The 20975-nt window shown below is 67.9% G+C and carries 18 protein-coding genes; 10 read left to right on the top strand and 8 right to left on the bottom strand.

The window, feature by feature from the left end; all coding sequences use genetic code 11:
* Positions 1-143 precede the first annotated feature (143 nt).
* The 7 genes from ACWEWT_RS30185 to ACWEWT_RS30155 all read left to right on the top strand — a co-directional run bounded on the left by ACWEWT_RS30185 (position 144) and on the right by ACWEWT_RS30155 (position 8448).
* Positions 144-1313 carry an amidohydrolase family protein gene (locus ACWEWT_RS30185; protein ID WP_452564061.1) on the top strand — a complete coding sequence of 390 codons (1170 nt, stop codon included), beginning with the start codon at positions 144-146 and terminating at the stop codon, positions 1311-1313.
* Between the two features lie 39 nt (positions 1314-1352).
* Positions 1353-2588: a M24 family metallopeptidase gene (locus ACWEWT_RS30180; RefSeq protein WP_452564059.1), complete on the top strand. Its 1236-nt coding sequence runs from the start codon at positions 1353-1355 to the stop codon at positions 2586-2588.
* Positions 2578-3702, top strand: a complete 1125-nt coding sequence (locus ACWEWT_RS30175) for a M24 family metallopeptidase (protein WP_452564057.1) — start codon at positions 2578-2580, stop codon at positions 3700-3702. Before ACWEWT_RS30180 ends, ACWEWT_RS30175 begins: the two co-directional genes overlap by 11 nt.
* Positions 3699-4709: an enoyl-CoA hydratase/isomerase family protein gene (locus ACWEWT_RS30170; RefSeq protein ID WP_452564055.1), complete on the top strand. Its 1011-nt coding sequence runs from the start codon at positions 3699-3701 to the stop codon at positions 4707-4709. Before ACWEWT_RS30175 ends, ACWEWT_RS30170 begins: the two co-directional genes overlap by 4 nt.
* A gap of 153 nt (positions 4710-4862) precedes the next feature.
* Positions 4863-7304: a CoA transferase gene (locus tag ACWEWT_RS30165; RefSeq protein ID WP_452564053.1), complete on the top strand. Its 2442-nt coding sequence runs from the start codon at positions 4863-4865 to the stop codon at positions 7302-7304.
* 41 nt (positions 7305-7345) lie between these two features.
* The gene (locus ACWEWT_RS30160) at positions 7346-7981 is read left to right on the top strand and encodes a type 1 glutamine amidotransferase family protein (protein ID WP_452564052.1); all 636 of its coding nucleotides are present in this window, start codon (positions 7346-7348) and stop codon (positions 7979-7981) included.
* A gap of 11 nt (positions 7982-7992) precedes the next feature.
* Positions 7993-8448 carry a MarR family winged helix-turn-helix transcriptional regulator gene (locus ACWEWT_RS30155; protein ID WP_452564050.1) on the top strand — a complete coding sequence of 152 codons (456 nt, stop codon included), beginning with the start codon at positions 7993-7995 and terminating at the stop codon, positions 8446-8448.
* Positions 8449-8467: 19 nt separating this feature from the next.
* On the opposite strand, the gene ACWEWT_RS30150 is transcribed toward ACWEWT_RS30155, so the two are convergent.
* Both ACWEWT_RS30150 and ACWEWT_RS30145 read right to left on the bottom strand, forming a co-directional pair.
* Complete coding sequence (locus tag ACWEWT_RS30150; RefSeq protein WP_452564048.1) at positions 8468-9223, bottom strand: SDR family oxidoreductase; 756 nt, start codon at positions 9221-9223, stop codon at positions 8468-8470.
* A gap of 188 nt (positions 9224-9411) precedes the next feature.
* Positions 9412-11625: a hypothetical protein gene (locus ACWEWT_RS30145; protein ID WP_452564046.1), complete on the bottom strand. Its 2214-nt coding sequence runs from the start codon at positions 11623-11625 to the stop codon at positions 9412-9414.
* A 354-nt stretch (positions 11626-11979) separates the two neighbouring features.
* On the opposite strand from ACWEWT_RS30145, the gene ACWEWT_RS30140 reads away from it, so the two are divergent.
* Together ACWEWT_RS30140 and ACWEWT_RS30135 are read left to right on the top strand one after the other, a co-directional pair.
* Positions 11980-13710: a sodium:solute symporter family protein gene (locus ACWEWT_RS30140; RefSeq protein ID WP_452564044.1), complete on the top strand. Its 1731-nt coding sequence runs from the start codon at positions 11980-11982 to the stop codon at positions 13708-13710.
* A gap of 10 nt (positions 13711-13720) precedes the next feature.
* Positions 13721-13972: a hypothetical protein gene (locus ACWEWT_RS30135; protein WP_452564042.1), complete on the top strand. Its 252-nt coding sequence runs from the start codon at positions 13721-13723 to the stop codon at positions 13970-13972.
* A 248-nt stretch (positions 13973-14220) separates the two neighbouring features.
* Here ACWEWT_RS30135 and ACWEWT_RS30130 read toward each other — a convergent pair whose 3' ends face one another.
* From ACWEWT_RS30130 to ACWEWT_RS30105, 6 genes are all read right to left on the bottom strand, one after another.
* Complete coding sequence (locus ACWEWT_RS30130; RefSeq protein WP_452564040.1) at positions 14221-14685, bottom strand: L,D-transpeptidase; 465 nt, start codon at positions 14683-14685, stop codon at positions 14221-14223.
* 211 nt (positions 14686-14896) lie between these two features.
* Positions 14897-16195: a hypothetical protein gene (locus ACWEWT_RS30125; protein ID WP_452564038.1), complete on the bottom strand. Its 1299-nt coding sequence runs from the start codon at positions 16193-16195 to the stop codon at positions 14897-14899.
* Positions 16192-16416: a hypothetical protein gene (locus ACWEWT_RS30120; protein ID WP_452564036.1), complete on the bottom strand. Its 225-nt coding sequence runs from the start codon at positions 16414-16416 to the stop codon at positions 16192-16194. Before ACWEWT_RS30120 ends, ACWEWT_RS30125 begins: the two co-directional genes overlap by 4 nt.
* A gap of 333 nt (positions 16417-16749) precedes the next feature.
* Positions 16750-17760, bottom strand: coding sequence for an alpha/beta hydrolase (locus tag ACWEWT_RS30115; RefSeq protein ID WP_452564034.1), 1011 nt, complete (start codon positions 17758-17760; stop codon positions 16750-16752).
* Positions 17757-18413, bottom strand: a complete 657-nt coding sequence (locus ACWEWT_RS30110) for a TetR/AcrR family transcriptional regulator (RefSeq protein WP_452564033.1) — start codon at positions 18411-18413, stop codon at positions 17757-17759. Before ACWEWT_RS30110 ends, ACWEWT_RS30115 begins: the two co-directional genes overlap by 4 nt.
* On the bottom strand, positions 18410-19756 hold the full coding sequence (locus ACWEWT_RS30105) for a flavin-containing monooxygenase (RefSeq protein WP_452564031.1): 1347 nt from the start codon (positions 19754-19756) through the stop codon (positions 18410-18412). Before ACWEWT_RS30105 ends, ACWEWT_RS30110 begins: the two co-directional genes overlap by 4 nt.
* 172 nt (positions 19757-19928) lie before the next feature.
* On the opposite strand from ACWEWT_RS30105, the gene ACWEWT_RS30100 reads away from it, so the two are divergent.
* Complete coding sequence (locus tag ACWEWT_RS30100) at positions 19929-20969, top strand: NAD(P)-dependent alcohol dehydrogenase (protein ID WP_452564029.1); 1041 nt, start codon at positions 19929-19931, stop codon at positions 20967-20969.
* The last annotated feature ends 6 nt before the right edge of the window (positions 20970-20975 follow it).

Raw genomic sequence — 20975 nt, 5'->3', positions numbered from 1 at the left:
CCCGAACCCGGCCGCACGCACCGCCGATCCGTTTGCGCAGCAAGTCATACGGAATCGGCATAACGCCGTGACGGCAACGGCAGCCCGGGGCCACGACCGCCGACGGCAAATTCGCGAATCAAACGATCCATTGGAGGGTCACGATGCCGACTTCGCCCAGCAGTGCCCAGCTCTACCCCCCACAGGGTTTCGGTCCGCCCAAGGATCGCCGGGGCCACGCCGAGGGCACACTCGGACTCCCCGCCGGCACCGAGGTCTTCTCCGCCGACAACCACATCTCGCTCGCGGACGATATCTTCTACGAACGTTTCCCCGAGGAGCTCCGGGACAAGGCACCCCGCGTGTGGTACGAGGACGGGGCCTATCAGATCGGGCGCAAGGGAAAATCCTTCCTGCCCGGCGATTTCAGCCGGGTACTGATGCAGTACGACCCCCTCGACGGCTCCGGCAGCACCAATCTCGAGGCCCGGGTGGCGGATCTGCGCGCCGACGGCATTGATAAAGAACTGGCCTTCCCGAATTCCCTGCTGGCTCTGCTCTTCTACCCGGACAAAGCGGTCCGTGAGCGCTGTTTCCGGATCTACAACGAGTACATCGCCGAAGTGCAGGAACGCTCCGGCGGGAAGCTGTACGGCGTCGGGTTGATCAACTGGTGGGATGCGGACGGCGCGCGCCGGACCCTGACCGAGCTGAAAGGTCTGGGTCTCAAGACATTCCTGCTGCCACTGTCGGCCGGTAAGGACGACGACGGGAATGTCATCGACTACGGCAGTACCGAGATGATCGGCGTCTGGGACGCCATCGAGGAGTCCGAGGTCCCGGTTTCGCACCATATCGGTGAATCACCGCTGTCGGCGCCGTGCGAGGTGAACAGTGTCGTGGTCGGCATGATGCACAATGTGGCCCCGTTCCGGGAGCTGTTCTCCAAGTATCTGTTCAGCGGCATCATCGACCGGCATCCGGGCCTGCAGATCGGCTGGTTCGAGGGCGGGATCAACTGGGTGGCCGCGGCACTCCAGGACGCCGAGCATATGAATGCCTCCTACCGGCACATGTACAACCGGCCGATCGACCACGAGGTGCGCCACTACTGGGCGAACCATATGCGTGCCTCGTTCATGGTCGATCCGCTCGGCCTCGCCGTCATCGACCAGATCGGGGTGGACCGGGTGATGTGGTCCTCGGACTATCCGCACAACGAGAGCACATTCGGCTACTCGGAACAGTCGCTGGCCGCGGTCGTGGCGGCCGTCGGTCCCGAGGACGCCGCGCGCATCGTGAGCGGGAACATCAAGGAATTCCTGGGTGTATAGGCCGGGCTGGAGCGCCGAGCGCGAGAAGGACCTGTTTCGATGACCGCATTCCCCGCCGCGATCGCCGCGGCGACCGAGATACCCGACCTCCCGGACCGCACAAGGATGCGCCGGGAGACCGGGGCCCGCCTGCGTTCGGCCATGGCCGAACGCGGCGTGGACGCCGCGATCCTGCTGCTGAACAACAATGTCGTCTACGCGACCGGCGCCAACTGGCCGCTCGGCGACGCCGGCCTGGCCCATGTCGAGCGGCCGGTCGCCGTGGTCACCGCCGACGACGAATGGCCGCATCTGTTCCTGCCCTTCCGGGCCGGGGCGGCGGCGGAGTCCGAACTGCCCGACGACCATCTGCATCCACCGGTGTATCTCGAATTCGACGAGGGTGTCGCGGATTTCGCGCGTATCCTGTCCGATCTCGTACCCGCCGGATCGACCTTCGCGGTGGACGAGTACACCGGGGCGATGCTGCGCGCCCGGGACCGGCTCTTCCCGGGCGGGAAACCGGTGGACGCGGCGACGGTGATCGGGCCGGCCAAGTTGATCAAAACACCGGACGAGCTCTCCTGTATCCGCAAGGCCTGCCGGATCACCGAGGAAGCGATCATCGATATCCACACCTCGCTGGCGCCCGGGCAGCGACAGATCGACCTGTCCGCGCGATTCATCCGGCGCGCGTTCGAACTCGGCGCGACCGCCACCATGCTCGACGCCATCTGGCAGGTCATGCCGGAGAGCAAGGCCGAGGGTGTGTGGACCAAACACGGCGATCTCGCGCTGCCGTTGCTCACCACCGAACGGGAACTGGCGGCCGGTGATGTGCTGTGGACCGATGTCTCCATCACCTACAACGGCTACTGCTCGGATTTCGGCCGCACCTGGATAGTCGGGCAGGACCCGACACCGCGCCAGCTTGCGCAGTACCGCAAATGGCGGGAGATCCTGGACGCGGTACTCGCGCAGATCCGTCCCGGCGCCACCGCGGCGCAACTCGGCGCGGCGGCCACCGCGGCGGCCGGCGGGCAGCGCCCCTGGCTCCCGCATTTCTATATCTCGCACGGTATCGGCGTGAGCGCCGCGGAGGTGCCGATGATCGGCACCGACCTCGGCGCCGAATTCGACGAGAACTTCGTGCTCCGACCCGGCATGGTGCTGGTCCTCGAACCCGTGGTGTGGGAGGACGGCACCGGCGGCTACCGCAGTGAGGAGATCGTGGTGGTTACCGAAGGAGGCTTCACGCCTCTCACCGACTACACCTATGCCCCCTATGGCGACTGAGATCCTGCCGGACGATCGCGCGCTGCGGGTGGGACGCCGCGAGCGCGTGCTGGCACAGATGCAGGCCCACAACCTCGATGTACTGATCGCCGGACGGCAGGCCAACGCCCGCTATCTGTCCGGCGCCCCGCAGCTGTGGGTGGCGGGGACCCGGCCGTTCGGCCCGGTGGCCCTGATCGTGCGGAAGACCGGCGCGGTCCATCTGCACAGCACCTGGGACGAGGGTATTCCCGAGGACATCCCGCACGACAACCTGTACGAGACCATGTGGGATCCCCGCAATCTCGTCGCGGTGCTCCGGGAGATAGACGGCGCGGCCGAGGCCCGGCGAGTGGGTACCGACGCGCTGTCGCCCGGGTTCGCCGAGTTGCTGCCCACCGCGTTCCCGAATGCCGAGATCGTCGACGGTGAACTCGCCTTCCGCGCGGCCCGGCGGATCAAGACCGCGGACGAGATCGAGACGCTGCGCGCCGGCCTGCGTGTCGCCGAACAGGGTCTCGCGGCGGGGCTGGACCGGCTCGCGCCCGGCATCACCGAACAGGAGCTGGCCGGAGTGCTGCTCGAGGCCTGCGCGGCGGGCGGGGTGAGCACTCCCGCGACACAGGACGCGGCCTGGGTGACCGCTCGGGACCATCCGTGGCGGCGGGCGACCGAGGACCGGCGGGTCCAGGAGGGCGATCTGGTCGCCTTCTCCTCCGGAGTGCTCGGGGACGGGTATATCGGCGAGGTCGGGCGCACCTGGCCCGCCGGCCCGGTGACACCGGCGGCGGAGAAGCTCTATGTTCGCTGGAACAGGCTGTGGGAGAGCCTGTTACGAGCGTGCCGCCCCGGTGCTCCCGCGGCCGCGCTGCTCGACGCCTATCTCACGGCCGGTGAACCGCTACCGGTCGTACCGGTCGCCCGCGGCCTCGGAATGGGTTTCGACCCACCGGTGGTCGCGCCGGCCCTGCGCCGGACCGCGGAAGCGGAAATCCTCGAGCCGGGCATGGTGCTCGCGCTCACCGGTTATGTCTGGGCCGAAGAGGTGGGCGCCGTCTTCGGACGTGATGCCGTGCTGATCGGTGCGGACGGTCCGCAGATCCTGACCTCGAGCCCGCACTGGGAGCCGCGATGACCGCCACCGCGAACGGCGCACAGTCCGACGACGGAACCACGGGTACGCCGGGCCCCGACCGGCCGAGCGCCGAGAAGATCATCCGGTATGCGAAGGATCCGGCGACCCGGATCGCGACCATCACCTTCGACCGCCCCGATCAGCTCAACGCGCCCACCATGGCCGCGCGGGTACGCTACGGCGATCTGATCCACCGGGCGAGTATCGACGACGATGTCAAGGTACTGGTGATCCGCGGCGCGGGTGACGATTTCGGGTCCGGGGCCGATCTCGGCGAGTTCATGGCCGTACAGAACGACCCGGACCAGGGCCCGCGCCTGAGCGAATACAAGATCGGCCCGGACGAGGGCGTCCGGTACCCGCCGAAGGAATCGTTCCGGCACGGCGCGAGTATCAGTCAGTGGTACGCCAACGCCCAGGCGGGTTGCCGGAGCCTGCAGGAGTTCAAGAAGATCAGCATCGTCGAGGTCAAGGGCTACTGCTACGGCTGGCACTTCTACCAGGCCGCCGACGCGGACCTGGTGATCTCCTCCGACGACGCGCTGTTCGGGCATCCGTCGTTCCGCTACTACGGGTGGGGGCCCCGGATGTGGACCTGGGCACAGACCATGGGCCTGCGCAAATTCCAGGAGATGGTGTTCACCGGCCGGGCGTTCTCGGCCGCGGAGATGGCCGAATGCAATTTCCTCAACAGTGTGGTCCCCCGCGCGGACCTCGAGGCGGAAACCGATAAGTACGCCCTGGCGTGCGCCCGCAACCGGCCCACGGACACCGTGTTCATGCAGAAGGTCTTCTTCGAGATCATGAAACAGCAGCAGGGCGAGTACATGGGCAGCCTGCTCAGCGGTTTCTTCGAATCCATGGGCGGCCATATCCACGCCGACGACAACGACCTGATGCTGGACAACGCCTTCGACGGCGGACTCAACAACTCGGTCAAGGACAACGACAGCCGCTTCCCACCGGAATTCCGGCTCAGTAAATCGGGTCGCCGGAAACCGGAATAGCCGACGGCATCCGGGGGATCGACAGCACCGGCCCGGGCGTGCCGGTGTGCTGCACCCGCACCACAAGTGCGGGTGCAGCGTTGTCTCTCGGTTCTGCCGCCGACGCCCGGATCCACCGCGACCGGTAGCCCCGGCACAGGAATCGAGAGGGTTATGACAGCGAACCGGACCCCCGGCCGATACGGTCCCCCCGAGAGTTCGCCGCTGACGGATTACGTCGTGGTCGATCTGTCGAGCGGGATCGCCGGCGCCTACTGCACCAAACTGCTCGCCGACGCCGGAGCCCGGGTGATCGCCGCCGAACCGCCGGCGGGCAACCCGCTGCGCCGCCGGTCGGTCTCCGGAGCGGCTCCCGAAAACGGTACCGACAGTGCGCTCTTCCAGTTCCTCGCCGGTAATACCCACAGTGTGATCACCGATCCGACGGTCACCGCGGACCGCGATCTGCTCGACGGACTGCTGGCGAACGCCGATGCCGTGGTCTGGTCTCCCGGGAGCGGACCGGCCGCCGATCCCGGCTACTCCCCCGCCGCACTGCGCGAGCGCCATCCCCATCTCGTGGTCACCGCGATCACTCCCTTCGGTCTCGACGGGCCGTGGGCCGGGCGGCCGGCCACCGAGTTCACCCTGCAGGCCTGGTCCGGCGGGATCGTCGGCCTCGGCCGCGGCGCCCCCGACCGCGCGCCGCTGCATATCGGTGGTGATGTCGGCGAATGGTTCGCGGGAGCCCATGCCGCGGCGGCGCTGCTCACCGCCCGGCAGCGCGCCCTGACCTCGGCCACCGGCGAACTGGTCGATCTGTCGATGCTGGAAACCCAGATCCTCGGGCTCTCCTACTATCCGGTGTCTTTCTACGAGACGGTGAACCGCCCGTTCCGCACCCAGCGCAGGCTGAGCCGCCCCGGTGTCGCCACCGCCGCCGACGGTCTGATCGCGGTCGGCTGCGGCACTGCTCAGCAGTGGTTCGATCTGTGCGTCATGGTCGGGCATCCCGAATGGATCGAGGAGGATCCCACCCCGGCCATCACCGAACGCACCAACGAGAAGGCCGCCGAGATCGCCGAATGGTTCGCGGCGCACAAGGTCGCGGAGATCCGGGAACTGGCCACGGCCTTCCGGATCCCGAACAGTCCGGTGGCAGACGGGGCCAATGTCACCGAACTCGATCAGCACCGGGCCCGCGATTTCTTCACCGTGAATCCGCGCGGCGGCTTCGTACAACCCGGACCGCCCTTCCGCACCCTGCCCGCACTGCTACGCGAACCGGCCCCGGCGCCCCGGCTGGGTGAGCACACCGAGCAGTACCGCGGCGCCGGGTCCTCCGGACGCCCGCCTTCGACGGGCACCGCGAACCCGCTTCCGTTCCAGGGCCTGCGCGTCCTCGATATGACGACTTTCTGGGCTGGGCCGTCCTGCACCCATTTCCTGGCGATGCAGGGTGCGGAAGTGATCCATGTGGAGTCGGCCCAGCGTCCCGACGGCACCCGGCTCATCGCGGGCATACCCGTCGACGAGGACCGGTGGTGGGAGAAATCGGGGATCTTCACCGGACTCAATACCGGTAAGCGCGGTATCACCGTCGATTTCCGCAGTGCGGCGGGCCGCGAGATCCTGCGCCGGCTGGTCGCTTCCTGCGATGTGATCGTGGAGAACTACACGCCGCGCGTGATCGAGCAGATCGGTCTCGACTGGGATACCGTCCGCACGCTGCGCCCGGATGCCGTGATGGTCCGGATGCCGGGGTTCGGACTCGACGGTCCCTGGCGGGACAATCCGGCCTTCGCTTATGTGATCGAAGACGCGTCCGGACTCACCGCGCGCACCGGCTATCCGGATCAGAATCCGGTCGAGCCCTACAGTCTCGGCGACCCGAACGCCGGGGTGCACGCCCTCGTGGCACTGCTGCTCGCCCTCGAACACCGGCGGCGCACCGGTGCGGGCGTACTGGTCGAGGCGGCCATGGTCGACGCCGCCTCGAACATCACCGCCGAGCAGGTCATCGAATACTCCGCCCACGGCGTACTGCTGGAACGCACGGGCAACCGCGGCCCGCATGCCGCGCCGCAGAACCTCTATCGGACGGCTGGACTCGACGAATTCGGCCGGCCCGACAACTGGATCGCGCTGGCCGTCACCACCGACGAGCAGTGGGCCGTATTCGTCGACATACTGGGCGAGCCCGAGTGGGCGACCGATCCCGGACTGCGGACCGCGGCGGACCGCCGGAACCGGCACGACGAGATCGACGAAGAACTCGCGAGCTGGTTCGCCGACCGGGACGCAGGTGAGATCGTCGCCAGGCTCTCGGCCGCCGGTATCCCCGCCGCCGAAGTCCTCCAACCACACCAGCAGCGGGACAATCCGCAACTGCGGCACCGCGGTTTCTTCGAAGCGGTCGAGCATCCGGTCAACCCGACCGCGCGGCACAGTACGGTGCCGGCTCGTTTCTCGGCCGGGCCCGCCGTATACCACCGCTCGCACGCGCCGCTGCTCGGACAGGACAACCACGCGGTGCTCACCGAACTCGGCTACAGCGCCGATGAGATAGCCGCCCTGGAGCACGACGAGGTGGTGGGCGGAACGCCACGATTCTGATACCAGTTGACAACATGTTTCCTTATTGACAGCATATTGTCATGTCTTCGAAAATCGTGCACGTCGCCGTCTACGACACCCTCGCCGACTGGGAAGTAGGCGCGGCGACCGCGCATATCAACAACGACGCCTGGCACCGCGAACCGGGCGCCTACCGCACTCGCACGGTCGGTACGAGCACCGATCCGGTCACCACGATGGGCGGGATGCGGATCATCCCGGATACGACCCTCGCGGAACTGACACCGGCCGACAGCGCCATGCTCATCCTGCCCGGTGCGACCGGCTGGGAACTGGGCGAACTCGACCCCTTCGCCGAGAAGGCGCGCGAATTCGCCGCGGCCGGGGTGCCGATCGCCGCGATCTGCGGTGCGACCTTCGGCCTCGCCCGCGCGGGCCTGCTCGACGATCGGCGGCACACCAGCAATATCGCCGAATTCCTGGCCGCCAGTGGGTACGCGGGCGCCGGGCACTACGTCGATCTTCCGGCCGTCACCGACCGCGCGGTGATCACCGCGAATTCCACCGCACCCTTCGAATTCGCGCGCGAAGTGCTGGCCGCGCTCGGGATCTACGAACCGGAGGTACTCGACGGGTGGTACCGGCTGTTCAGTGCCGGCGATCCGGCAGGCTACGCGGTGCTGGCGGAGTACGAGGCCCGGCAGGCGGCAGTCTGAGGACGGGCACTGTGGAGAACACCGAACAGCATCTGTTCAGCACGGCCGCCATCACCTCGTTCCGGCTCAACGGCCAGTTCCTCGCGATCGCCGAGGATCTGGCCGGACCGGCCGGCCTCACCGCCGCGTGGTGGCAGGTCCTGGGTGCGGTACTGCACGAGCCGCTGCCGGTCGCCGGGATCGCCCGGGCGATGGGGGTCACCCGGCAGGGGGTGCAGCGGATCGCCGACCTGCTGGTGGACCGCGGCCTCGCCGAGTACCGATCCAATCCGGCGCACCGCCGGGCCAAACTGGTCGCGATCACCGACGCCGGACACGCGGCCGTGGCCCGGATCACGCCGCGGCACAAGGAATTCGCCGCCCAGCTCGCGGCCGAAGTCGGCGTCGAACGCCTGACCGAGATCGTCGCCGCGCTCACCGAACTCTCGACGGCCGTGACCGTACTGGGTGCGGACCGCACGGACTGAACGGCCGGCGCCGCGCCGATCAGATCCCGGCGAGCCGCCGCACGATCGACAGCGGCAGCACCTTCATCGCGTACGCCAGCGGCGTCCACGGCCAGGCCGGGGTGTAGGCCTTGAAACGCCGCTTCTCGATCGCCGCCACCATCGAGCGGACGCCGGTCCGGGTATCGACGAGGAAGGTGGGCGGATGCGCGGCCTTGTCGTTCATCTCCGAGGAGATATAGCCGGGGAAGACGATCGACACGTCCACCCCGGGGACTCGTTCCGCGGCGATTCCCTCGGCCATCGCGGCCACCCCGGCCTTGCTCGCGGCATAGCTGGTCATGGTCTTGGGCATCCCGCGGACAGCCGAGATGGAGGAGATCACCACCAGATGCCCGCCGCCCTGTGCGCGGAAGATCTTCATGGCCGCCTCCATCTGGGCCATAGCGCCGAGGAAGTTGGTCTGCGCGGTCTGCCGGTTGGGCCGGTCACCGCCCTTGCCGAACGGCACCCCCTTGCCGAGACCGGCATTGACGATCACCCGGTCGATCCGGCCCAGATCCTCGGCGAATCCGTCGAAAACCTTCGGTACGGCGTCGAAATCGGTCACATCGAGTTCCGCGACCCGCACCCGGACCGCGGGGTGGGCCGCCGAGATCTCCCGGGCGAGTTCGTCGAGCCGCTCCACGCGGCGGGCGCAGAGTGCCAGGTCGTAGCCGAGAGCAGCGAACTGCCTGGCCATTTCGGCGCCGAGGCCGGAACTCGCGCCGGTGATGAGGATCGAACCTTTGCCCACGGTGTCGGATCTCCTGCGATCGGGCCGGCACCGATACGGCGCGGCGAGGAACGGCGGGTGCCCCGAGCCTAACGGCTTCGAGGGCGCCTGCCCGCAGTTCGGCACGAGAACGGCCGGCCGGTGCTACGAACCCGCCGCGTCCTGCGGTGTCCGGAGTGCGGAGCGCCCGGCGAGCAGCCCGGAAAGGCTTACCGCGCGGCCCGGATCCGTTGTGCTGCCGGCGCCACGAACGGGGTGAGGGCCTGTTCGATCTGCTGCTGCGACGGTCGGCTGTGCCGGCGGCCCGGTAACCCGTCCTCGGGTGCACCGGTGGCGGCGCGGCACGAATCCGGTTCCACGATCGCGGGATCCGCGCCGAACTGGTCACCGGTGATCGGTATCGCGGCCAGCTGGTTGCCGGTGCGGGCTTCGAAGAGTGTGAGGCGATAGACCGCGGTGAACAGGTTGAGGGTGCGGCCCACCGGCTGTCCCGGTCCGGGCGGGTACTGGCAGGTGTGCACGAGTTCGCCACGACGCTCCTGGGCTATACACGCGACGAGCTGGACCGCACCCGGGTCGATCGGGCGCCACACCGCGGAGGGCTCGAACGCGGTGTACTCGGGCAGGTCGCCACCGAGGTAGACCGGGCTGGGGCCGGCCGCCGAATACGGCGCCGCGGCCGGATTCCCCTCGCCGCCCCCACACAGCGCACCGTATTCGGTCACCTCGAACCGGGCGAAACCGGACGCCGCGAAGACCGTCGCCGCGACGGCCGCGAGTACGATCCCGGCGGTTCCCAGCGCCAGCGGGTACCGCAGATCTTTCCCGCGGCGCGCGGGCCGACCGTAGGGCAGCGGTTCCCGGGGCGGCCGGGCTGCCGGCCGCGGGGCCGCCACGACACGGCGGGCCCGGGCCGGGACCTCCCGGGCCCCGGCGAGCACACGACGCATCCCGGCCGGAACACCGGCGGAGCCCCGAGGTACGCGAACGGAATCGGGTGTGTCGTGAGGGTCCGGATCCAGGCGATTCACGGCGGCCGGGGTCGCCGCGACGGGATCTTCCCGATGGATGTCCGGGTCCACCTGCGACCCACCGGATGCGGGTGGCGGCGCCTCCCCCACGGCCGGTACACCGAGCCCGTTCGCCGCACTCCGGCGCCCGCCACCACCGTGTTCCGGCTCGGGCGTAGCCCCCCGCCGATCGATACCACCGCCGAACCGCCCGCGTAGCGCTGAAAATGCCAGGTACCGGGCCGAACCGCGCCTCGGTTCCGGATCGTCCGGATATCCGGGCTCCCGAGCCGGATGCCACCGTTCCTCGCCCACCGCGGCCTGCCCGGCGTGTTCCGGGCCGCCCGCGTATTCCGCGGCAGTGGAAGATTCGAGCCGCGTCTGCTGCCCGGCGTGCGCTGCACGGGAATCCGGCTCCGGTGGCCGGTGCACCTCTCGCGACTCCGCCACCGTGGGGTCGCCGGCCCGCTCCGGTCCGCTCCCCGCGATATCGCCGCGCGGCGCTGCCGGCGTATCCATTTCGGTCACCGTCGCCGACCCGGGCGTACCTGTCCCGGCCGGCCCCGATGCGATCACCGCCGCCGCCGCCGGGGTTCGCGTGGCCGCATCCGACGCCACCGCGCGGGCGCCGGCGGCGCTCCGCTGTTCCCGATACCGGGAACCGGCATGACGTTCCGATACCTCCGGCGGTGCGACGGCGATACCCGGATCCGCGGATACGACCGGCGCCCCGGACAATTCGTGCCCGGCCGTGCCGAACCCGGCGACGCGGCCCGGCTCCGGAACGAACCCCTCGTTCGCCAGCTCGTCGGCGCCGGGGAGATCCCGGGAAACCCCCAGGGCCTCGAAGGCACGCTCGATATCCGCACCGCGCCAGCGGACACCGCCCACCGCCGACCGCTCGAAATACCCGGCCAAGTCCGCCGCGGCACCGATGCGGACCAGGATGGTCTCGATACCGTCGTCCGGAGGCGGCGGGGTCCAGCTGATCCGCGAGCCCGTCTTGGGGATCAGCACCACGAGTACATCGATGTATTCGGACAGCCCGTGCCGCCGGAAGAGCGCGGACAGATCGTTGCGTATCCTGCGCCCGCGCAGAATCGGGTTCGGCGTGGACTTCCCGGTGCGCAGATCCGCGGCACCGTCGCCGACCAGCCAGCGGCCGGTGGGCCCGGTGGTCAGTACCCCGTGCTGGACCGATCCGAAATCGGCCAGCACCACCAGGGTGCAGCCGTGCGGAGTCCAGACCAGCAGGTCGGTGGCCGGGGCGGACCGCCGACGCGATCGCGGTAGCGGCGAACCGAGCAGGGCCACGCCGCCCACCCGGCCGGTACCCGGGCCCCATTCGGTGAGCAGTCTTCGTACGAAGCGCTGTACGCCGGACAACTCGGTGCTCTGCACGCGTACAATCACGGCGACCCCTACTTCGGTGACCACGAAACCCGCGCACACCACAGGGGCGCCAGGGATCTTCCGAAACTCCCTGGCGCACAATGTGTTTGGATGCGCCGCTCTCCATGGTACCAATACCGGGCAGAGCGCACGAGACCCTGCGCCCGCACAACGAGGCGCGCAGTCGGGCGATGTCCGCTCACCGGGACCGATACCGACGGACACGCCCGATTCCGTCCGACACCACCCCGCCGGTCCTCCCGCACGGTACGTTTGATTCGCCAGAGCCGGTCTGGTAGTGCGGCCAGCCATCGGGGTAGCGCGATGAGGCGAGCTGCGCGCGGTTGTCCGGGACCGCTTCGAGGAGAACGTCGTATGTCGCAGCACGAGCTATCCCACGAGGTCGTTTCATTGTTCGCGGAAGGCGAGGTGCTGCGGCTCGACGCGCAGCCGGTCGACTACGCGATCGTCGCCCTCTATTTCGTCTTCGTCCTGGGGATCGGTCTGCTGGCCAGACAACGGGTCTCGTCGAGTATGGATTTCTTCCTGTCCGGGCGATCGCTACCGGCCTGGGTCACCGGGCTGGCGTTCATCTCCGCGAACCTCGGTGCGGTCGAGATCATGGGGATGTCGGCCAACGGCGCCGAATACGGTTTCCCCGCCTTCCACTACTTCTGGATCGGTGCGGTCCCGGCCATGCTCTTCCTGGGCGTGGTGATGATGCCCTTCTACTACGGGTCGAAAGTGCGCAGTGTCCCGGAGTTCATGCGGCGCCGCTTCGGCACCGGTGCGCATCTGGTGAACGCGCTCAGTTTCGCAGTCGCCCAGGTGCTCATCGCCGGTGTCAACCTCTATCTGCTCGGCACCATCGTCAATGTCCTGCTGGGCTGGCCACTGTGGGTCTCGGTCATCGTGGCAGCGGTGATCGTGCTGTCCTACATCACGCTCGGCGGTCTCTCGGCGGCGATCTACAACGAGGTGCTGCAGTTCTTCGTCATCGTCGCCGCCCTGCTCCCGCTGACTCTGATCGGCCTGCACCGGGTCGGCGGCTGGTCCGGCCTACAGGACCGGGTCGCCGCCTCACCCGGCGGCGCCGAACAGCTGGACTCCTGGCCGGGTAACGCCCTGTCGGGTTTCGCGAACGATTTCCTGTCGATCCTCGGCATCGTGTTCGGCCTCGGTTTCGTTCTCTCCTTCGGCTACTGGACCACCAACTTCGTCGAGGTGCAGCGCGCCCTGGCCACCCATTCCATCGCGGCCGCGCGTCGCACCCCGATCATCGGCGCCTACCCGAAGATATTCATCCCGCTGATCGTGATCATCCCCGGGATGATCAGCGCGGTCCTGGTTCCGCAGATGGCCGATTACAAAGAGGCCGTCACCGCGAACCCGGATGTGCAGAGCGATGTCACCTATAACCAGGCGCTGCTCTATCTGATGAAGGAAGTGCTGCCCAACGGCCTGCTGGGGGTCGGCCTGGCCGGGCTGCTGGCCGCGTTCATGGCCGGTATGGCGGCGAACGTCTCCGCGTTCAACACGGTGTTCAGTATCGATCTGTGGCAGCAGTACGTGGTCAAGGACAAATCCGACGGCTACTACCTGCGAGTGGGCCGGCTGGCGACCGTGGGCGCCACCATCGCCGCCATCTTCACCGCGTTCATCGCCGGTGGGTTCAGCAACATCATGGACTACCTGCAGACGCTGTTCAGTTTCTTCAACGCGCCACTGTTCGCCACGTTCATCCTCGGCATGTTCTGGAAACGGATGACGCCGACGGCCGGTTGGACGGGCTTGGTATCGGGTACCGCGGTGGCGATCGTCATCTTCGTGCTGAACCAGACGGAGGTGATCTCGCTATCGGGTCAGGGTGTCAGTTTCGTCGCGGCCGGCGCGGCCTTCGTCGTGGATATCCTGGTCAGCGTGGCCGTGACCCTGGTGACCGCGCCGAAACCGGCGTCCGAACTGGTCGGGCTGGTGTATTCGGAGACACCGCGCGAACTGCGCACCGACCCCGAGGCCGCCACCCTGCCCTGGTATCAGCGCCCGGTACTGCTGGCGGGTATCGCGCTGGTACTCGTGATCGTCCTCAATATCGTCATCGGATAGGACAACCATCGTGTTCTTCGATATCCGCACCATCGTGGGCAGCCTGCTGGGCCTCTACGGCATCATCCTGGTGATCACCGGCCTCGTCCACGACACCCTCGCCGAGGAAGCCAAGACCGGCGGTATCAATGTGAACCTGTGGGCCGGCGTGGCCCTGGTGGTGGTCGCCGCCGCCTTCGTGGCGTGGGCACTGCTGCGCCCCGTTGCGGTCGACCGTCCCGCTCCGGAAGCGGCGGAGAAGACCGGGGACAGCACCGACTGACCGCGCTACCCGGGGTGGCGTGTTACGGCCCATCCGAGCGGAACGGACGGGCGGTCACGCACGGAAGGTGTGTCCTCAGTCCGGCAGACCGAGCGCGAAGCCGATCGCGATGAGCACACAACTGACGACGGCGACAGCCACGATGATCCACATGGGACAAGCCTACGAAACCGGATGCGCGGTCCGGGGACCGGGTCGCCGTCCGGCCCGTACCCCGGCGGGTGGCGGGCCGGACGGGTCACCGGAGGTCAGGGCACGACCTCGACCACATCACCCGGGTTCAGATAGTGGTAGACCGCGACGGCACCGGGTTCGGTCAGCCGGATACAACCGTGCGACTTGTGCTCCACCGGGCCGATATGGAAGGCGATATCGCCGTTGAAGAAGACCGCGTAGTGCATCGGAGCGTTGTGCATAGTGCTCCAGTGGTACAGCTCTTTGAAGGCGACCTGGAAGACACCGGGTGGGGTCTCGAACCCCTGCATACCGTGGGACATCGGAGTCGGCCCGTAGGCGACCTTGCCGTTGTCCATCAGCCAGACCTCGTTACTGGACAGGCGCAGGCAGGCCCGGGCCGCCGTCGAGCACGGCGCCTGGGTCGGGATGACGGCCGGTGCTCCGGGTACGTTCGGCCCGTTCGGCCACAGCGGTTCGGCCAGCGCGGGCGCTGTGGGCGCCAGCGCGGCCGCCGCGATACCGGTGAGAACAGCCATACGGCGTATCCGATGGAGGAACTGTCCGTTGCTCATCTCGTGCGACCTCTTTTCGTCGATTTGCCGCCGCATCCGGCGAGGGATAGCAAATTCCGAGCGAAATCAGAGACCTACACGAAGGTAACCGAATTTTCCGTGCTGTGGGCCGCAACCACCGTAGACGCGCCAAAACAGGATCCGGAGCGGCGGCCGGCGGGCAACATCGGATCGTTCAGGCGACACTCCAGCTATCGGGGGTCGAGCTGCGCCGGCGCCCGCGGCGCCGCCGCTGGTAGAACACCTCCTCCACCGAGATGTTGGGCACTTCCTCGACGATTCCGGTCAGCCGGGTGTCCAGCCGCAGCTCGGCGATCCGCCGGTGCAGCCCGGCCCGCCGCTCGGCCGGCAGACCCACCCAGATCGCGCCGATCCGGCGCTGCGAGGGGTGATCGGCGACCGCGACCAGCCGCAGCAGTTCCGGCCACAGATCATCGGCATTGGCGACCGACGGGAGTTCGGCGATCCGCTCCACCGGCATCCGCGCGATCAGGCCGACGATATAGCGCTGCACATCGGGATGACAGCGTTCGGCCAGCACCAGCAGACCGCGCCACGGCCCGGGGTGGAACGCGATGACGAGAGATTCGACGATCGCGTTGAGCGCGGCGGTGTTCGCGAAGATCGGATTCATCGCCATCCGCTGCAGCCCCGGCCGGCTGAGCTTGGATACGAACGTCATCAGTTCCGGCGCCGCACCCTTCTGGATGGTGCGGGCGGCCAGTTTGCCCAGTGATTCCGCGGTGGCCAGGGACAGCAGGATATCGCCGATCTGGGAGACCACATCGTTTTCGGCACGCGACATCACCGAGATCGATGCTTCCTGCAACTCCGGTGAACCGGCCAGTACCGTCTCCATCATCCGCGGAATTCGCTTCGACCGGCCGTCCAGCAACTGGCGCAGTACGTTGCTGATGGCCGACGCGGAATAAGCGTAGGCGGCGGAGAAGATGATGCCCTCGTCGTCGAGGGTTCCGTGCTCTACCGCCTCGACGAATTTCGGTTTGGCATATTCGAGAAACGGTCCGACGGTGATGTGGTCCCGGCGGCGCAGGACCTCGTTCACGATCGCGACCAGCGGCTCGGAGGCCATGATGTCGCCCAGCTCACCGAGCGCCTTGGGGTCCACATACGGGGTGCAGTCCGCGGCGTACCCCGTTTTGAGCATGGTGAGCGTCTCGGCGGCGGCATCCGGATATTCCACCCCGACGGCTCCGGCCGCGCGGCCGGTCATCATGGGAGGCACGATCCGCTGGACCAGGGGCAGCGAAACCGTGAGTGGGATGATCGGGATCAATCGCCCGATCCGTTTGAACATATCGCCGTGGAACTCGTAGATCCGGCCCGAGATCCGCTGTTCGAGTTCGTGCAGGTGTTCGGCTCCGAGGCGTTCGAGATAGGCGATACGTTCGACAGGTACGTGCAGCGTGCGCGCCAGCAGGATCATCTGCGCGCGGGTGACCAGATCGCTCATCCTTCGAGTTTGTCCCCGAACATGATCCGGCGGGTGATCCCCCGGAAAGGTGGTGGGAAGAATCGGATCATTCCGTTGACCGCCTCGATGAGCAGCTCCTTCTCCTGCTGCTGGGCACTGCGGAACAAGCCGAGCAAATCCTCGATCTCCTGATCGGACAGCATTTCCGAGGCTGCGGTGGGTCCGTTCAGTTCGCGGACGAGTTCAGTTTTGGCACTCATTCTGCTCCTGTGTATCGCTCAGTGGCCGGCAGCCGCGACAACCACCGCCGACCCCAGGTATTACCCGCACGACAATATGCCGAATCGTCACGAACGTAAGGCCGTTCACAACTGGTGTTATCTGCCTGCAATTTGTGCTGCCGCACACCGTCGGCGGGTGCCGCCGACGCTACCGCAGGCGGGGCGCCGCCGCTCAGGCCGATATTTCCGCGGCGGCGAGGTCATCGTGGATTTTCCGGTACGCACAGGTCCGGGCTGCCTCCACACGACCCGGCTCCGGGCGCGGCCGCCGGCGGAGCTCCGGGTGAACGGGCTCACCACGCCGCGGAACCGTTATCGGTGACTCCCGGCCGAAGATCGTGCCCCGCCGGATTCCACCGCGAGATGCCGGCGCAGGAAGAGCAGCTGATGCGCGACCGCGGGCTCGAAGAACGGATTCCCCGGCCATACCCCGAAGTGATCGCACGGGTAGTGGCGCACCTCGGCGCGCGCCGCGAACGCCGCCCTGGCCGCGGCGTACGGCGGCGCGCCGCGGTCGAAATCGGCGATCTGCACCAGCACGGGCAGGTTCAGCGCGGCGGCGGCGCGAACGGGCCGGTAGCCCGAGAGCTGCAGCAGCACACTCGGATCGATCTCGTTACGCCAGGTGGGCCCGGCCAGTGCCCGGTAGGACTCGTAGTAACCCTCCGAAGTCAGCGCCGCGACCTCCCCCGGCCGGCCGACGAGCGGGATGAGCCCGGAACCACCGGTCGCGCCGGCCAGCCCGGCCCGGGCCGCACCGAGTGTGCCGCGCAGTACCCCGGCGATACCGCCCTCCCGGACGGCCAGCGCACCCGCCGCGCGCCCGTCCACCAGCGGGGTGACCGAGACGATCGCGGCGACAGCGGCCCGGACCGCCGCCGCGTCCGGTGCGGTGGCGCTCGCGGCGGCGCCACCGGCGAAGACATGGCCGCCGGACAGCGAAACACCCCACAGCACCACCCGGTGCGGATCCACGCCGGGCAGCCGGGCGGCGGCCAGCACGGCGGCCCGGTAGTCGGCCAGCTGCTCGGCCATCCGCACCCGCTGCCGCGGCCTGCCCCCGCTCGCGCCGAAATACCGGAAGTCGAAGGCCAGGACGTCGATCCCGGCGGCCGCATAGGCGCGCGCGAACGGTGCCAGACCGGAATCCTTGGTCCCCCCGAAACCGTGTGCCATGACCGCGACCGGACGACCCGCCGGGCCGGCGAGATCGGCGGATACGGCCGGGAAATGCCAGGCGTGACAGTCTTCGTCGCCGGAACGGAAGGTCACGGTGGCGGGCTCGGCGGGGGCCGCCGGTTCCGGAGTGGCACGCAGAGTCATGAGTCTTTCCTCGCAGTGGTGGGTACGGCGGGGTCCGGGTCGGTGCCGTAGATCGACCGCAGCCAGACGGTGACCACCGATTCGATATAGCGCTCGCGATCCAGTCCGGTGGCGAGGGTCAGCCGTTCGAGCAGGCGCTCGTTGAGCAGCAGCAGTACATCGGCCAGGGCGGTGGCATCACCACCGGCCGGGGCGCGACCGGCGGCGCGTTCGGATTCGATCATGGCCACGATGGACGGAATGAAGGCCTGCCGATCGGTTTCCCACATATCGCGCACGCCCGGTGCGGAGCTGCGCGCGGCCAGCACCGCGCTGTAGAGATGGCGGTTGCGGTCCCAGAACTCGATGAGCCCGCGAATGGTCCGTTCGATACGTTCCGCGGGCGCCCCGTTTCCGACGAGGATGTCGTTGACCGCGAAGACTTCCTCGTAGGTCTGCTCCAGCGCCGCCGCGACCGCCGCCGCCTTGTTCTCGAAGTAGAAGTAGAAAGCGGATCGGGTCAGCCCGGCGCGCCGCGAGATCTCGGCGATATTCACGGTTTCGAGCTGACCGCCGTTATCGCGCAGCAGTTCGTCCAGCGCCGCCAGCAGGGCGTCGCGCCGTTGATCGCCGCGCTGCGGTGCCCGGCGGTCGGTTCGCGACCGGGTGGTCATCCGGCCCGCCCCACCGGTACCGGCCCCTGCGCGCGGGCCCGCCGCAGCCCGGCGGGCAGTTCGGCGAGCCGCAGATCGCGTTCGTAGACCCAATAGTCCAGCTGCTGAGTATGCCGGGGCCGGTCCACCACATGACCGGTGAACCGCTGCTGATCGGCCGCGATGATCCGGCGCATCGTCTCCGGCGGCGGCGGCCGGTAGTGCCCGGCCGCGTACGCGGCCACCAGGCGCGCCTGGCATTCGACGAAGGGAAAGAGAGTGGGGAACGGCTGCGCGAATCCCACGAAGGCGAGATCGTCGATACCGGGCGCGAAAATGCGTTTGTACAGCGAGATCCGGTTGTCCGGGGCGCTGAGGAACTCCGGATCGAAGAACGGGAAGGTGATGTTGTAGCCCGTGCAGTAGACGATGACGTCGAAATCCTTCGCCGTCCCGTCCTCGAAATGCACTGTGGCGCCGTCCAACCGGCTGATATTCGCTTTCGCGACGATATCGCTGGAACCGAGTCGCAGCGGCAGCTCGACGGATTGGGTGGGGTGGGCCTCGAAGAATTTGTGATTCGGTGCGGGCAGCCCGTACTTGACCGGGTCACCCGAAACGAACGGTGTGAAGAACTGGGTGATCTTGCGCTGCCAGGACAACGGCACATAGGGCACCGTGCGGAAATATCGGTCGGCCGGGGTACCGGCGAAGTATTTCGGCACCACCCACGCGCTCGATCGAGTGGACAACCACACCTCGTTTTCCGTACTGCGCGAGGATAATTCGACGGCGATATCGGCGGCACTGTTTCCGATACCGACGATCAGGATGCGTTTGCCGTGGAGGTCGAGCGGCGTGCGCGGGTCGATATAGGCGTGGGAGTGGATGGATTCGCCGGTGAACTCCCCGGGGAAGTCCGGGAAGCGCGGGTCCCAGTGGTGCCCGTTGGCCACGACGAGCAGATCGAAGCGGCACGTCCCGCCGGACCCGGTCGCGATCTCCCAGCCGCCGCCCGCCAGCGGCCGGGCGTGCTCGACCGGATTCCCGAATTCGATGGCCTGTTTCAGGTCGAAGGCCGCGGCATAGCCTTCGAGATACTCCTTGATGAGGCTGTGGTGCGGGAAGTCGGGATAGCTCTCCGGCATCGGATAGTCCCGGAAGGAGAGCTGGTATTTCGAGGTGTCGATATGCAGTGAGCGGTAGGCACTCGAGTGGCCGTTCGGATTGCCGAACGCCCAGTTCCCGCCGATGCGATCGGAGGCCTCGAAGCAGGTGTACGGAATACCGTAGTCGCCCAGCATCTTTCCGGTGGTCAGGCCGCTGATACCGGCTCCGATGACAGCGACGGTGGGCTGTGACATACGACCTCCTGGAGCACTGCGCGATGCGGTACCGACACCGTCGGTGATACCGGTCACATGGACCCTAGGGCGGCATTTGACATGTGTCAATAAAAATCGACTCTTGTCAGCCGACCGAGCGGCGGCCTAGTTTGTGAGGCACGCCATAGTCGGCCGGAGCGGGAGGTCACCCATGAGAGCGCTACAACTCACCGAACCCGGCACTCTCGAGTTACGCGAGGTCCCGACGCCCGAACCCGGGCCGGGTGAACTCCTGATCCGCGTCGGCGCCTCCGGGATCTGCCATTCCGATCTGCATGTTCTCCATCTGCCGTTCAAGGTCCGCGAAGAACCACTGATACTCGGCCATGAGATCGCGGGCACCATCGCCGCCGTGGGCGAACAGGTCGCCGGACGCCTGGCCGGGGAACGCGGAGTGATCTACCTGTGCTGGTCGTGTGGACACTGCCCCGAATGCGCCGCCGGTAACGAGAACGTGTGCCGGGCCGCCGGACGGGTCGCCATGCCACCCTGCCCCGGCCTCGGCCCCGACGGCGGCATGGCCGAATACGTCGTCGTACCGGCCGGTTCCTTCGTCCCGATCGGCGATATGGATTTCGTGGCCGCCGCACCGCTGGCCGACGCCGCGCTGACCAGCTACCACGCCGTTCGCGGCGCACGTGATCAGCTCTACCCCGGAGCGACTGCCGTAGTGATCGGCGCCGGGGGGCTCGGCCATATCGGCATCCAGATCCTGCGCGCGATCACCCCGGTACGGGTGATCGCGGTGGACACCGATCCGGACAAGCTCGAACTGGCGGCGGAATGCGGTGCGCACATCGGGCTGGCCGCGGATGCGGACACCGCGGCCGAGATCCTCGCCATGACCGACGGTCGCGGCGCGGAGGCGGTATTCGATTTCGTCGGTGTGGACGCGACCGCGAAACTCTCGGTCGAATCGGTGGGACCCAACGGGGCGTACCGGATGATCGGGCTGGGCGACGGGAATCCGGGGATCACCGCGGGCGCGGCGGGCGGCCCCGGCCTGCCGTGGGGAGCTACGGTCCGCAAATCCTACGGCGGTACCAAACGCGATCTCATCGACAGTATCGCGCTGGCCCGGGAGGGCCGGATCACCGCGCACACCCAGCAGTTCGCTCTGGCGGACGGCGCGCACGCCTACGAACTCCTCGAGCAGGGCCGGATCCGGGGCCGCGCGGTCCTCGTCCCCTGAGCGGGC

Source organism: Nocardia sp. NPDC003963, assembly GCF_053605105.1.
This window is presented reverse-complemented; position numbering and strand designations above follow the sequence as displayed.

Excerpts from the sequence above, each read along its gene's own strand:
- ACWEWT_RS30185 (WP_452564061.1), top strand. The coding sequence starts at position 144 with ATGCCGACTTCGCCCAGCAGTGCCCAGCTCTACCCCCCACAGGGTTTC.
- ACWEWT_RS30180 (WP_452564059.1), top strand. The coding sequence starts at position 1,353 with ATGACCGCATTCCCCGCCGCGATCGCCGCGGCGACCGAGATACCCGAC.
- ACWEWT_RS30175 (WP_452564057.1), top strand. The coding sequence starts at position 2,578 with ATGGCGACTGAGATCCTGCCGGACGATCGCGCGCTGCGGGTGGGACGC.
- ACWEWT_RS30170 (WP_452564055.1), top strand. The coding sequence starts at position 3,699 with ATGACCGCCACCGCGAACGGCGCACAGTCCGACGACGGAACCACGGGT.
- ACWEWT_RS30165 (WP_452564053.1), top strand. The coding sequence starts at position 4,863 with ATGACAGCGAACCGGACCCCCGGCCGATACGGTCCCCCCGAGAGTTCG.
- ACWEWT_RS30160 (WP_452564052.1), top strand. The coding sequence starts at position 7,346 with ATGTCTTCGAAAATCGTGCACGTCGCCGTCTACGACACCCTCGCCGAC.
- ACWEWT_RS30140 (WP_452564044.1), top strand. The coding sequence starts at position 11,980 with ATGTCGCAGCACGAGCTATCCCACGAGGTCGTTTCATTGTTCGCGGAA.
- ACWEWT_RS30130 (WP_452564040.1), bottom strand. The coding sequence starts at position 14,685 with ATGGCTGTTCTCACCGGTATCGCGGCGGCCGCGCTGGCGCCCACAGCG.
- ACWEWT_RS30125 (WP_452564038.1), bottom strand. The coding sequence starts at position 16,195 with ATGAGCGATCTGGTCACCCGCGCGCAGATGATCCTGCTGGCGCGCACG.
- ACWEWT_RS30120 (WP_452564036.1), bottom strand. The coding sequence starts at position 16,416 with ATGAGTGCCAAAACTGAACTCGTCCGCGAACTGAACGGACCCACCGCA.
- ACWEWT_RS30115 (WP_452564034.1), bottom strand. The coding sequence starts at position 17,760 with ATGACTCTGCGTGCCACTCCGGAACCGGCGGCCCCCGCCGAGCCCGCC.
- ACWEWT_RS30110 (WP_452564033.1), bottom strand. The coding sequence starts at position 18,413 with ATGACCACCCGGTCGCGAACCGACCGCCGGGCACCGCAGCGCGGCGAT.
- ACWEWT_RS30105 (WP_452564031.1), bottom strand. The coding sequence starts at position 19,756 with ATGTCACAGCCCACCGTCGCTGTCATCGGAGCCGGTATCAGCGGCCTG.
- ACWEWT_RS30100 (WP_452564029.1), top strand. The coding sequence starts at position 19,929 with ATGAGAGCGCTACAACTCACCGAACCCGGCACTCTCGAGTTACGCGAG.